We start from the raw sequence: 12,940 nt of genomic DNA, 5'->3' as shown, positions 1-12,940 counted from the left end.
TGCATGCGGTAACGTTTTTACAGGCCCGGGGTTTCGTGTCTGACGGTTCCCCGGCCCCTTCGCTGGCAAGGCCAGCTCCTGCAAGGGGCCGCCACCGTCACCGCACTGCTGCCTGCCCCGTGACACACCCCGCCCACCTGATGGAAAATGCCCGATGCCTCTCCCCACCAAAAGGCTTCTGCATGGACAAGCTGGACCGGGCAATACTCGACCTTCTGCAAACCGACTGCACCCGCGCGGTGGGCGATATCGCCGAGCAGATCGGCCTGGGCACCACCGCCTGCTGGCGGCGCATCCAGAAGCTCGAAGAGGCCGGCATCATCCGCGGCCGCGTGGCCCTGCTCGACGGCAAGAAGCTCAATGTCGGCGTAGTGGTGTTCGTCTCGATCAAGACCACCCAGCACAACGCCGACTGGCTGGCCGGCTTTCATGCCGCCGTGGCCGGTATCGACGAAGTGCTGGAGGTGTACCGCATGGCCGGCGACACCGACTACCTGCTGCGCGTGGTGGTGCCGGACGTGGCCGCCTACGACGCGGTGTACAAGCAGTTGATCCGCATTCCGGGCCTGTCCGACATCAGCTCCAGCTTCTCCATGGAGCAGATCAAGTACTCCACCCGCCTGCCGCTGCGCTATGCGCCCTGAGCCGATCACGCTGCACCAGGCCGGCGCCGACGACAGGCAGGCTGCCGTCGCGTTCGTGATGCAGGCCCGCGCCGCGCTGTTCCCCAAACTCGCCGCCACCGGGATGCCGGCAGACCTGCAGCAGTTCGAACAGGTCTACCTGCACGGCGCGGGGCGTTTCCTGCTGGCCCGCTGCAATGGCCAGATCGTCGCGGCCATCGGCTACCTGCCTTACGACCACCGCTTCCGCCAGCTCGACTACCGTGGGCAGAAGGTGGTGGAAGTGGTGCGCCTGTTCGTGTTGCCGGCCTATCGCCGCAGCGGGCTGGCCGGTGAGTTGTACCGCGCGTTGCGTGAGCTGGCGCTGCAGGACCAGGTGCAGGTGCTGTACCTGCACACCCATCCGTTTCTGCCAGGCGCCATTGGTTTCTGGCAAAAACATGGCTTCGAGATCATCGATGTGGAAGCCGACCCGGTGTGGCAGACCACCCACATGCAATGTCGCCTGCCCGCCGGCTGAACCTCAGAAGCGCCCGTTGAGCGGGTATTCCACCGCCAGGCGGATCTGGTCGGCATCCAGCTCGGCCTGGGCAGTGTTGCCCCGGTGCACGTTGTGCCGCAGCGACACCGTGGTGCCCTTGGCCACGCCGCCCTGCACCACGTAGCGCGCCTCCAGGTCGCGCTCCCAGTGCTTGCCGCCTTCGCCGTAGCCCAGGTACGCATAGCCGCCACGCGGGTCGACGTGGCTGCCATCGATGCGGCTGCCGCGCACATACGCCGCACTCAGCACCAGCCCGGGCAGGCCCCACGGGGTCATCGCCAGGTCGTAGCGGGCCTGCCACGACTGCTCGTTGGGGGCGTTGAAGTCCGACAATTGCACGGCGTTGCTGATGAAGATCGCGCCACGGGTCACATAGTCGAACGGTGTGTCGCCATCGACCTTCTGGTAGCCCAGGCTGAAGCTGTGCGGGCCCTGGGCGTAGGTCGAGAGCAGGCTCCAGGTGGTGTTGTCGATCTGCCCGGACAACGCCTTGCCGGTGTCGGTGGTGCGGTACAGGTTGAGGTTGAAGGTGAGCGAGCGATTGGCGTCCAGTGCATGGCTGAAGGTGCCGCCCAGGTAGTGCTGGTTCCAGGTGTCTTCGTAGCGCGAGGTGTACAGGCTGGCGCTGAGGCTCGGGCTTGCACTGTAGACCACCCCGGCCAGGTCGAAGGCATCGCCCTTTGCTGCGTTGGAGTAGTTCACCACGAACCCCTGGTCATGGCTGCTGGCGTTGCGGTCGGTGCTCTCGGTGAAGTGCCCGCCTACCAGTTTCACCCCATCGAATTCGGTGCTGGTGACAAATACCCCGGTGGCAGTTTCGGGTAGCAGGCGGCTGTCGGACGAGCTGAACACCGGGGTCTTGACCCGCTGTTCGCCATACGACAGCACGGTGGAGGAGGCCCGAAGCTTGACCGCCGCGCCGCCGCGGCTGAATTCGTTCTTGGGGTGGCCGTGGTTGTCCAGCCCCAGCAGGCGCGCCTTGCCGGCGCGTCCGCCGCCGCTGTCCAGTTGCACGCCAAGGTAGGCATGGGCATCCACGCCCACGCCGATCAGGCCCTGGGTGAAGCCCGACTGCAACGTGCCCATCAGGCCATAGGCCCATTCCTCGGCATAACCGTTGCGCTCGGCACGGGGCTTGTAGGCATTGCGTGCGCCGCTGTTGCGCGCGCCGTGGCGGTATTCGCGGTTGTCGTACACGCTGCGGTTGAGCAGGCTCCAGGTGCTGTCTTCGACCAGGCCGTTGGCCTGCTCCTGGGCCGATTCGGCCAGCACCAGGGGCGCCGGCCCGGCCAATGCCAGCAGCAGGGCCGAACGGGTGCGCAGTGCGATCATTGTGCGGCCTCGCGTTGCAGCAGGGCGGCAAGACGATCTGCTGCACGCCTGGGCAAGGTGCTCGGCAGGCTCGGTGGCGTGGCGGCGGGCTCACCGACTTGGATCAGCATCACCATGCCCATCGACAGGTGCGGGATGCACTGGATGCCGTACAGGCCCGGCACGTTGAAGGTGTGCTCGATTTGCTGGTTGATCCTGCCCTTGAACGCCTCGGCGCCTTCGGGCAGCAGGCCGGGCAGCGAGGCGGCATTGTGCCCGCTCTGGGTGGCGATGAACTTCACCGAATCGCCGGGGGCGATGCGCAGGTAGTCCGGCTCGTACACCATGCTGCCGGTCGCACCACGGTTGAGCATTTTCACTTCGTGCACCTCGGCCGATACCGAAGGGGCGAGCAGGGCGCTGGCGAGCAGCAGGGGCAAGGCGGCAAGGCGCATGGGCGGGCTATCCATTTCAGGTCAAGAGGAACGAACGCGCAGGATCTGCGCGCCGTCGAAGGGGTCGGTCAGGTAGTGCGCCTGCACCCCGAAGGTGGCCTGCAGGCGTTGCGAGGTCAGCACCTGCAACGGCGGGCCGACATCCACCAGGCGCCCGCGCTCGAGCACGGCCAGGCGATCGCAGGTGAGGGCCTGGTTGAGGTCGTGCAGGGCGATCAGGGTGGTCACCGGCAGCGCCTGAACCAGGCGCAGAATGCCCAGCTGGTGCTGGATGTCGAGGTGGTTGGTCGGCTCGTCGAGCAACAGCAGTTGCGGGCGTTGCGCCAGGGCCCGGGCGATGTGCACGCGCTGGCGCTCGCCACCGGAGAGGCTGCGCCAGCTGCGTGTTGCCAGGTGGGTGGCATCCACGTCGGCCAGGGCCTGCTGCACGATAGCGTGATCGTCTGCCGACCACGGGCGCAACGCCGACAACCACGGCGTGCGGCCCAGGGCCACGGCATCGAACACATTGATCGCATCGCTGGTGTCGGCCTGTTGCTCGACCACTGCCAACCGCCGCGCCACCTCGCGGCGTGGCAGCTGCCTGAGCGCGTTGCTGCCCAGCTGCACCTCGCCGCAGGTGGGCGTGCGCAGCCCGGCCAGCAGCTTGAGCAGGGTGGACTTGCCCGAGCCGTTGGGGCCGACGATACCCAGGGTCTCGCCACGGCGCACCTCAAGGTCGACCGCGTCCAGCAGCACGGCATCGCGCATCTTCAAACCCAGGCCGGTGCAGCGCAGTGCAGCTTCATCCAGCGGGTGGGTGACAGCGTTCATCGGGCGCTCCTGCGGCCAATCAGTATCAATGCGAACACCGGTGCGCCGACCAGCGCCGTGATCACCCCCACCGGAATCACCTGGCCCTTGATCAGGGTGCGCGAGAGCACGTCGGCGGCAATCAGGAACAGCGCGCCACCCAGCGCGCTGGCCGGCAGCAGGCGCGCATGGGGGGTACCGAACAGCAGCCGCATCGCATGCGGAATCACCAGCCCGACAAAGCCGATGGCGCCGACGATCGACACCATCACTGCCGTCACCAGCGCCGCGCAGCTGATCAGCAGCACCTGCACGCGGCGTACCGGGATGCCCAGCGAGGCAGCCGAGTCGCTGCCGAAGGTGAAGGCGTCCAGCGCCCGCCGATGCCACACGCACACCGCAAGGCCGGCCAGCGCCACCGGCACCGCCAGCCACACCGACGGCCAGCGCACGCCACTGAGGTTGCCCAGCAGCCAGAACAGGATGCCGCGCGCCTGCTCGGCACTGGCCGACCGGGTGATCAGAAAGGCGGTGAGCGCGTTGAACAGCTGCGAGCCGGCGATCCCGGCGAGGATGATCTGCCCCGTGCTGTTGGACGGCCCGCTGGCACGGGCCAGCAGCGCCACCAGCGCGAAGGCCGCGATGGCCCCGACGAAGGCGCCCAGCGACAGCGTGATCGCCCCCGCGCCCAGCCCCAGCAGCGCCACCAGCACCGCGCCGGTGGAGGCGCCGGCCGAGATGCCGAGCAGGTACGGGTCGGCCAGCGGGTTGCGCAGCAGCGACTGCAGTACCACCCCGCAGGTGGCCAACCCCGCGCCGCAGGCGGCGGCCACCAGCGCACGGGTCAGGCGATAGTTCCACACGATGCCTTCATCGATCGGGTCCAGCAGGTGCCCGGCGGCCCATAGCTTGTTGGCCAGCACCTGCAGCACCACCGAGGGGGCGATCGGCGTTTCGCCAATCGCCACCCCTGCCAGTATCGCCAGCAGCAGGGCCAGCCACGCGAGCAGGCCGCGCACAACGCTGCCTGTCATGGCGCCAGGTCGAAGCCGTTGATGGCCGAGGCCAGGGTCTCCATGCCGCTGAACAGGCGCGTGCTGGCCTGCATGGCGTGCGCATCGAGAATCACGATGCGGTTGTGTCTGACCGCGTCCATGTTGCGCGTGACCGGGTCGCTGCGCAGGAATTCGAGTTTCTTCTGGTAGTCATCGGCCGGGAAGCGACGACGGTCCATGCGCGCGATCACCAGGAAGGTGGGGTTGGCCTTGGCGATGGTTTCCCAGCCCACGGTCGGCCATTCCTCATCGGACTGCACCACGTTGCGCACGCCCAGGGTCTGCAGCATGTAGTCGGGGATACCCTTGCGCCCGGCCACGTACGGGTCGATGTCCAGGTCTGCGCTGGAGAACCAGAACAGGGCGCTGGTGTCCTTCAGATCCTTGCCTTTCACGGTGGCGGCAGCCTTGGCCAGGCGTGCCTTGAGCTCGCTGTTCAACCGCTCGCCACGCGCCTGCACGTCGAAGATCTCGGCCAGCTGGCTGATGCTGTTGTAGATGCTGTCGATGCGAAACGGCTCCAGGCGGGTGCCGTCGGCGCCGACCAGGTTGTCCTTGCCCTCGCAGTCGGACGGCATCAGGTAGGTGGGGATGTTCAGCTCATGGAACTGCTCGCGGGTGCCGACCACGCCCTGCGGGCCGACCATCCACTCCAGCTGCACCGCCACCAGTTGCGGGCGCTTGCCGATCACCGCCTCGAAGCTGGGGTCGTTGTCGGCCAGGCGCTCGACCTTGTCGTTCTGCACCTTGTACTGCGCCAGCACATCGTTGAACCACAGCGAGGTGCCGACCAGCCTGTCGCCCAGGCCCAGTGCGTAGAACATCTCGGTGCCGGCCTGGCCGATGGTCACGGCGCTGTCGGGCGCGTGCTGGAAGGTCAGCGGCATGCCGCAGTTCTGCAGCGTGAGCGGGTAGTGGGTCGGGGCGGCCTGGGCCAGGGTCGACAGACCCAGGCCCGCGAGCAGGGTGACAAGGCGGGGCAACTGCATGATGCGATCTCCATTCGAACCGTACACGGGCAGGGGTGTACAACCTGGAAACACATCGACAGGCGCTGCCGCGCGGGCAGGGCAAGGCCGTTCGGCGCGCGGGGCGCTCGCGGCACAGATGTACTCCCCGGACACCCCGCCGGTTAGTGATTGTTGCTGTGCCGGCAGGTCTCCTGACTGGTGCGTCGTCACCTGGCTCCGGCCTTCCCGGGGGTCACCCAGTGGCATTTCAGGAGCAGGCTCGGCACTTACAGTTGCGGGGGCAGTTCCGTTTGACGCCATGCAGTGGCGTCTCGGATTCCCTATTGATTCCGTGTGGAAACCGGCGGGCGGCATGGTAGTCGATCACGCCGCCCGCAGGGAAACAAAACCCCGCCAGCCTCAGAGGTACTTGAGCCAGGCAATGTCGCGACGGCGGGCCTTGAACGCGGCAAACCAGCGCACCGGCGGGAACAGCGCCACGGCCAGCAGCACGGCGGTCAGCCACACCGCCCAGATACCATCGAAGCCGAAGTAATTGCCCTGGTTCAGGCCCAGCAGTGCAACGCAGGCCAGGTACGCCACTTTCAGCACATACAGGTGCAGCAGGTAGAAGAACATCGGTGCGGCGCCGAACACCGCCAGGGTGCTGATCCACCGGCGCTGCCCGGCGCGCTCCAGGCCCAGCAGCAACAGCAGGCCAGCCCCCAGGGTCAGGGCCAGGAACAGCAGCGAGGGCGGGTACTTGGTGATGTTGAAGAAGCTCATCAGGGTGTGCGCGGTATCGGCCTGAACCGTCCATGGCGCCTCGCCGTAGCCGTTGAGCAGGCGCAGGGCGACAAAGCCGATCAGGGTTGCCAGGCCTGCCAGCAGCAGACGGCGCTGGCGCGTGGTGGCCGGCATCGAGTGGGCGAACCAGGGGCCCAGGCCGTAGCCCAGCGCGATCACGCCGACCCACGGCAGCACCGGGTACGAGGTACGCAGGCGCAGGCTGTCGGAGAACTCGAGCCAGCCGCGGTCATGCAGGATCGCCCACGGCACGTGCAGCGCAGAGCCCTGCGCAAAGTGCAGGCCGTCGAGCAGGTTGTGACCGGCCACGATCGCGGCGCCCAGCACCAGCAACAGCGGGCGCGGCAACCACACCAGGGCCGCCAGGGCGATCATGCTGATGCCGATGGCCCAGATCACCTGCAGGTAGATCACGCTGGGTGGCAGCTGGAAGGTCCAGGCGATGTTCACCAGGGTGAACTCCAGCACCACCAGAAACAGCCCGCGCTTGAACAGAAAGGCCGACACATCGCCCCGGCCCTGGTGCTTCTGGCCATACAGCCAGGCCGACAGCCCGGTCAGCAGCACGAACACCGGGGCGCACAGGTGGGCCAGCGTACGGCTGACGAACAGCGCAGGTTCGGTGCTGTCGATGGCCATCGGATCGCTGACCTGGCGGTGCAGGAAGAAAGTTTCGCGCACGTGGTCCAGCAGCATGAACAGGATCACCAGGCCCCTGAGGGCATCGATGGACAGCAGGCGTTGGCTCGGTTTGCTGGCGGCGGGGAGGGCAGTAGCGCTAGTCATTGAAAGGTCGCAGGCAGAGGGGGCGAATTGAATGGTTACTGTATAACATTTCTATTCGCTCGGTAAATCTTCCTTACAATCTTGACTGCCATGCTGCGACATCAGACCGCACCCATCTGGCGCTGCGCGCTGGAACCCGTCGACCCTGCGTGACAAAATGCCGCCTCGCAAAACCCTTGCACAAGGCTCCCGCTCTCGGGGCCGGCACCTTCCCAAAAGGATGGTTACATGAACGATTTACTGACCCGGCGCACGGTGATCGCCGGGCTCGGCCTGCTCGGCCTCGGTGCCCTGGCAGGTTGCAACAACTCCGGCGCGCTGGACTTCAAATACGGCAAGGACCTGAGCAACAAGATCCTCGGCCGCACCTTCAAGCTCAAGGACCCGCAAGGCAACGTGATGACCCTGTCGAGCTTCCAGGGCTCGATGCCGATGGTGTTCTTCGGCTTCACCCAATGCCCGGCGGTGTGCCCCACCACCCTGGCCCGCGCGGTGCAGATCAAGAAGCTGATGGGCCGCGACGCCGATTTCCTGCAGGTGGTGTTCATCAGCCTGGACCCCGAGCGCGACACCCCCGAAGTGCTGGACGCCTACGTCAAGGCCTTCGATCCCTCGTTCGTGGCACTGTCCGGTACCCTGGAAGAGACGGCCGCAGTGGCCAAGGAATTCGGCGTGTTCTACGAGAAGGTGCCGGCCGGCGACACCTATACCATTTCCCACAGCTCGACCAGCTACGTGTTCGACTCGCGTGGCGTGCTGCGCCTTGGCCTCTCGCACTCCCTCAATGCCAGGGAATGCACCGAAGACCTGCTTACCGTAATGGAGGTTTGTTAATGCGTTCTCCCGTGAAACACGCGCTTGGCGCGATGGCGTTGCTGTCCCTGTTCGGTGCGGCGCTGCCCGCCGTTGCCCAGACCACCGTGGGCGAGCCCTGGGTGCGCGCCAGTGTGCCGCAGCAGCAGTCGACCGGTGCGTTCATGACCCTCACTGCCAGCACCGACAGCAAGCTGGTGGGCGTCGAGTCGCCGGTGGCCAAGACCGTGCAGGTGCACCAGATGCAGATGCACAACGACGTGATGAGCATGAGTGAAGTCAAGGCGCTGGACCTGCCCGCCGGCAAGCCGGTGGTGCTCGACACCAATGGCTACCACGTGATGCTGATGGGCCTGGTCAAGCAGGTGAAGGAAGGCGACACGGTGCCGCTGACCCTGATCGTCGAAGACGCCAAGGGCCAGAAGGAGTCGATCAAGGTCGACGCCCCGGTGCGTTCGCTGACCGCCACCGACGGTCACGGCGAGCACTCGATGCACGACCACAGCCACATGTAAGTACCCGCCGCGCCGGCCCTTGCGCCGGCGCAATCCGTTCCTGCCGGGTGGTTCGCCACCCAACGGGTTCAACTGGCCTGCGCCAGATAGTCCCGCAGCCGATCCTGCAGATACCACACACCTTCAGCGTGTTTCAGGTAATCGCTGATCGGCATCATCTGCCAGTACTGGCCTTCGTCGCCAAATTCGATGGCATCGATTTCCCCCTGCGTGATGTGCCCCACCAAAAACCAGGACTCCCAGCCAGGTCTGGCCAGGCTGGGGTAGTTGCGGCGCCATTCGATGCGTTCGGGGGGCAGGCGCAGGGCGAACTCTTCGTCCAGCTCGCGCAGCGCGCATTCCACCGGGGTCTCATTACCTTCGCGCCCCCCGCCGGCAAAGTCCCAGCAGCCGGGGAAGGGGATGGTGCTTTTCACGTCGCGCTTGTAGGTGAGCAGGTGGTCGTGGAACAGCAGGGCGAGTTTGGCACCGCAGAAGGGTTTGAGGGGCATGGAGACTGGCCTCTGGCAGGACGGGGCGTTAGGCACCGGGCCGGTATTTATACGACGGTTCTGCAGGTTGCGCGGCGTTTTTTGTGGTGTGGGCTGCCGGGCAGCTCCTGGTCACACAGGCATGCGCCGCCGACGGGTATAACTGAACCTGGGAATAAGGATATGCTGTTTCGAAATATTACAAATTGGTGAGGGCAGAATGCCGTTAAAGGACCTGTTGCTGGCGCTGGTGGTGATCGTCGCCTGGGGCCTGAATTTCGTGGTGATCAAGGTCGGCCTCGACGGCCTGCCGCCCATGCTGCTGGGTGGCCTGCGCTTCGTGCTGGTGCTGTTTCCGGCGATCTTCTTCATCAAGCGCCCGCAACTGCCGTGGCGCTGGTTGCTGGCCTACGGCACTACCATCTCGCTGGGCCAGTTCGCCTTTCTGTTCGAGGCCATGGGCAACGGCATGCCGCCGGGCCTGGCGTCGCTGGTGCTGCAGTCGCAGGCCTTCTTCACGCTGTTCTTTGCCGCGATGTTTCTCGGTGAGCGGCTGCGCGCCGCCAGCCTGCTGGGGCTGCTGGTGGCCGCCGGGGGCCTGGCGCTGATCGGCAGCGAGAACGGCAGCCACGTGCCATTTTTGGCGCTGGTGCTGACCCTGTGCGCCGCCGCATGCTGGGCCATGGGCAACATCATCACGCGCCGCTTCGGCAACATCGACCTGGTGGCGCTGGTGATCTGGGGCGCGCTGATCCCGCCGTTGCCATTCTTCGCCCTGTCGTGGTGGCTCGAAGGGCCGGCGCTGATCGAAAGCTCGCTGCGCGGCATCGGCCTGAACTCGATCCTGGCCCTGGCGTACCTGGCCTTCATCGCCACCATGCTCGGCTACAGCCTGTGGAGCGGCCTGCTGTCGCGCTACCCGGCGGGCAAGGTCGCACCGTTTTCGCTGCTGGTGCCAGTGGTGGGGCTGAGCTCCTCGGCGTTGCTGCTGGGTGAGCGCCTGAGTACCCTGCAATGCTGGGGTGGGGTGCTGGTGATGGTGGGGTTGCTGATCAACGTGTTCGGCTCGCGCCTGCGTCAACGTCTGCGGGCCGCGCTGAGCTGAGGCCCCAGGGCGGCGGTGGAACGATCCGCCGCGCACGCCGCTCCAATTCCAGACCCTCGCCGACCAAGGTCCGACCATGAATTCACCTCGATCCACCACGCCCCATGCCGGCCCGGCCGGCATGGTCAAGGTGCGCGGCGCGCGCGAACACAACCTGAAGAACGTGGATGTGGACATCCCCCGCGATGCGCTGGTGGTGTTCACCGGCGTGTCCGGCTCGGGCAAGTCGTCGCTGGCGTTCTCGACCCTGTATGCCGAGGCCCAGCGCCGCTATTTCGAGTCGGTGGCGCCCTATGCGCGACGCCTGATCGACCAGGTCGGGGTGCCGGATGTGGACGCCATCGAAGGCCTGCCGCCGGCGGTGGCCCTGCAACAGCAGCGCGGCACCCCCAGCGCGCGCTCCTCGGTGGGCAGCGTGACCACGCTGTCGAGCCTGATTCGCATGCTCTATTCGCGTGCCGGCAGTTACCCGGACGGCCAGCCGATGCTGTATGCCGAGGACTTCTCGCCCAATACGCCCCAGGGCGCATGCCCCGAGTGCCACGGCCTGGGCCGGGTCTACGAGGTGGACGAGGCCTCGATGGTGCCCGACCCGTCGCTGACCATCCGCGAGCGTGCGGTGGCCTCGTGGCCGCTGGCGTGGCAGGGCCAGAACCAGCGCGACATCCTCGTGACCCTGGGCTATGACGTCGACATTCCGTGGCGCGACCTGCCCCAGGAGCAGCGCGACTGGATCCTGTTCACCGAAGAGACCCCCACTGTGCCGGTGTATGCCGGCATGACCCCGGCCCAGACCCGCGACGCCCTCAAGCGCAAGCTCGAACCCAGCTATCAGGGCACCTTCAGCGGCGCGCGGCGCTATGTGCTGCACACCTTCACCCATTCGCAGAGCGCGCTGATGCGCAAGCGCGTCAGCCAGTTCATGCGGGCCAGCGCCTGCCCGTTGTGCGCGGGCAAGCGGCTCAAGCGCGAGGCCCTGACCGTGACCTTCGCCGGGCTGGACATTGCCGAGCTGGCGCAGTTGCCCTTGCTGCAGCTGGCCGAGGTGCTCAAGCCGGTGGCCAGCGCCACCTATGTCGAGCATGGCGACGAGCAGGGTGCGGTGCTGACCCACGCGCAAACCCGTGACGCCCGCCAGCAGCGCGCGGCCAGGGGCGACAACGCCCATGCCGGCGGCCCGGACGTGCGCCACACGCCCAACCTCTCGCTGGAAAAACGCCTGGCCGCGCAGCGCATCGCCCAGGACCTGCTCGAACGGGTGGCCACCCTGATCGACCTGGGCCTGGGTTACCTGGCCCTGGAGCGCAGCACGCCGACCCTGTCCTCGGGCGAGCTGCAGCGCCTGCGCCTGGCCACCCAGCTCAACTCGCAGCTGTTCGGGGTGATCTATGTACTGGACGAACCCTCGGCCGGCCTGCACCCGGCCGATGGCGAGGCGCTGTACGAGGCCCTGCTGCGCCTCAAGGCCGCGGGCAATTCGGTGTTCGTGGTCGAGCACGACCTGGACACCATCCGCCGCGCCGACTGGCTGGTGGACGTGGGCCCGGCGGCGGGCGAGCAGGGCGGCCAGGTGCTGTACAGCGGGCCCCCGGCCGGGTTGGCCGAGGTCGAGGCCTCGCAGACCCGCAGCTACCTGTTCGGCGCCCAGGCCGCCGTGCCGCGCACCCCGCGTGAACCCGGCGGCTGGCTGCGCCTGGAGGGCGTGACGCGCAACAACCTGCACAACCTCGATGCGGCCTTCCCCCTTGGGTGCTTCACGGCCGTCACCGGGATTTCCGGCTCGGGCAAGTCCAGCCTGGTCAGCCAGGCGCTGCTGGAGCTGGTGGGCGCGCACCTGGGCCAGGCCACTGCGCCCAGCGAGCCCCAGGAGCAGAGCCTGGAGGATGACGTGGCGCAGGCCAGCGGCGGCCAGGTCACGGCGGGCCTGGAGCACATCCGCCGGCTGGTGCAGGTGGACCAGAAGCCCATCGGCCGTACCCCACGCTCGAACCTTGCGACCTACACCGGCCTGTTCGACCACGTGCGCAAACTGTTCGCCGCCACCGATGCGGCCCGCGAGCAGGGCTTCGATGCCGGGCGCTTCTCGTTCAACGTGGCCAAGGGCCGTTGCGAAACCTGCGAAGGCGAAGGCTTTGTCAGCGTCGAGCTGCTGTTCATGCCCAGCGTCTACGCACCGTGCCCCACCTGCCATGGCGCCCGCTACAACCCGCAGACCCTGGCGGTCACCTGGCAGGGCCTGAACATCGCCCAGGTGCTGCAGCTGACGGTGACCCAGGCGCTGGCGGTGTTCGAGCAGCAGCCGGCGGTGCAGCGTGCCCTGGCGGTGCTGCACGAAATCGGGCTGGGCTACCTGCGCCTGGGCCAGCCGGCCACCGAGCTGTCGGGCGGTGAGGCGCAGCGCATCAAGCTGGCCACCGAACTGCAGCGCATGGCCCGCGGGGCCACCCTGTATGTGCTCGACGAACCCACCAACGGCCTGCATCCGCAGGATATCGACCGGCTGATGCTGCAACTGGGGCGCCTGGTGGATGCCGGGCATACGGTGATCGTGGTGGAGCACGACATGCGCGTGGTGGCCCAGAGCGACTGGGTGATCGACATCGGCCCGGGGGCGGGGGACCAGGGCGGCACGCTGGTGGCCTGCGGCACGCCGCAGCAGGTGGCGGCCAGTGCCCACAGCCGTACCGCGCCGTTTCTGGCCCGGGCCCTGGGCTGAG

General features: G+C 67.1%; 12 protein-coding genes, 1 pseudogene and 1 riboswitch. Of the genes and pseudogenes, 6 read left to right on the top strand and 7 right to left on the bottom strand.

Translation table 11 applies throughout. The annotated features are described in order from the left end of the window. Nucleotides 1–182: 182 nt before the first annotated feature. Nucleotides 183–644 (top strand): Lrp/AsnC family transcriptional regulator, encoded by a 462-nt coding sequence (locus FW760_RS15615; RefSeq protein ID WP_043861187.1) that lies wholly within the window; start codon nucleotides 183–185, stop codon nucleotides 642–644. Next, nucleotides 634–1,143 (top strand): GNAT family N-acetyltransferase, encoded by a 510-nt coding sequence (locus FW760_RS15610; RefSeq protein ID WP_043861188.1) that lies wholly within the window; start codon nucleotides 634–636, stop codon nucleotides 1,141–1,143. The genes FW760_RS15615 and FW760_RS15610 overlap by 11 nt, the downstream gene beginning before the upstream one ends. A gap of 3 nt (nucleotides 1,144–1,146) precedes the next feature. Here FW760_RS15610 and FW760_RS15605 read toward each other — a convergent pair whose 3' ends face one another. From FW760_RS15605 to FW760_RS15580, 6 genes and pseudogenes are all read right to left on the bottom strand, one after another. After that, on the bottom strand, nucleotides 1,147–2,496 hold the full coding sequence (locus FW760_RS15605) for an OprD family porin (protein WP_302100255.1): 1,350 nt from the start codon (nucleotides 2,494–2,496) through the stop codon (nucleotides 1,147–1,149). After that, nucleotides 2,493–2,930, bottom strand: a complete 438-nt coding sequence (locus FW760_RS15600; RefSeq protein ID WP_446443860.1) for a pseudoazurin — start codon at nucleotides 2,928–2,930, stop codon at nucleotides 2,493–2,495. Before FW760_RS15600 ends, FW760_RS15605 begins: the two co-directional genes overlap by 4 nt. Before the next feature lie 273 nt (nucleotides 2,931–3,203). Then, nucleotides 3,204–3,680, bottom strand: a pseudogene (locus FW760_RS15595) (ABC transporter ATP-binding protein); the annotation flags it as partial. A 59-nt stretch (nucleotides 3,681–3,739) separates the two neighbouring features. Continuing rightward, the gene (locus FW760_RS15590) at nucleotides 3,740–4,756 is read right to left on the bottom strand and encodes a FecCD family ABC transporter permease (RefSeq protein ID WP_313326188.1); all 1,017 of its coding nucleotides are present in this window, start codon (nucleotides 4,754–4,756) and stop codon (nucleotides 3,740–3,742) included. Further along, entirely contained in the window at nucleotides 4,753–5,766 is a 1,014-nt protein-coding gene (locus FW760_RS15585; RefSeq protein WP_058541263.1) for an ABC transporter substrate-binding protein, read from the bottom strand. Before FW760_RS15585 ends, FW760_RS15590 begins: the two co-directional genes overlap by 4 nt. A gap of 146 nt (nucleotides 5,767–5,912) precedes the next feature. After that, nucleotides 5,913–6,107, bottom strand: a riboswitch (cobalamin riboswitch). Between the two features lie 40 nt (nucleotides 6,108–6,147). Continuing rightward, nucleotides 6,148–7,320, bottom strand: coding sequence for a DUF1624 domain-containing protein (locus FW760_RS15580; RefSeq protein WP_446443859.1), 1,173 nt, complete (start codon nucleotides 7,318–7,320; stop codon nucleotides 6,148–6,150). A gap of 228 nt (nucleotides 7,321–7,548) precedes the next feature. Here FW760_RS15580 and FW760_RS15575 point away from each other — a divergent pair, with 228 nt between their 5' ends. Continuing rightward, nucleotides 7,549–8,154, top strand: coding sequence for an SCO family protein (locus FW760_RS15575; protein WP_054915148.1), 606 nt, complete (start codon nucleotides 7,549–7,551; stop codon nucleotides 8,152–8,154). Beyond that, entirely contained in the window at nucleotides 8,154–8,648 is a 495-nt protein-coding gene (locus FW760_RS15570; protein WP_043861196.1) for a copper chaperone PCu(A)C, read from the top strand. The genes FW760_RS15575 and FW760_RS15570 overlap by 1 nt, the downstream gene beginning before the upstream one ends. A 68-nt stretch (nucleotides 8,649–8,716) precedes the next feature. Here FW760_RS15570 and FW760_RS15565 read toward each other — a convergent pair whose 3' ends face one another. Continuing rightward, complete coding sequence (locus tag FW760_RS15565) at nucleotides 8,717–9,139, bottom strand: NUDIX hydrolase (protein ID WP_100633333.1); 423 nt, start codon at nucleotides 9,137–9,139, stop codon at nucleotides 8,717–8,719. A gap of 199 nt (nucleotides 9,140–9,338) precedes the next feature. Between FW760_RS15565 and FW760_RS15560 the strand changes: the two genes are divergently transcribed. Then, nucleotides 9,339–10,223: an EamA family transporter gene (locus FW760_RS15560; RefSeq protein WP_054915147.1), complete on the top strand. Its 885-nt coding sequence runs from the start codon at nucleotides 9,339–9,341 to the stop codon at nucleotides 10,221–10,223. Nucleotides 10,224–10,299: 76 nt separating this feature from the next. Further along, a complete protein-coding gene (locus tag FW760_RS15555) occupies nucleotides 10,300–12,939 on the top strand; it encodes an excinuclease ABC subunit A (protein ID WP_446443858.1) in 2,640 nt (879 codons plus the stop codon). Nucleotide 12,940: the final 1 nt, after the last annotated feature.

This window comes from Pseudomonas sp. 1176_21, from assembly GCF_052850635.1.
This window is presented reverse-complemented; position numbering and strand designations above follow the sequence as displayed.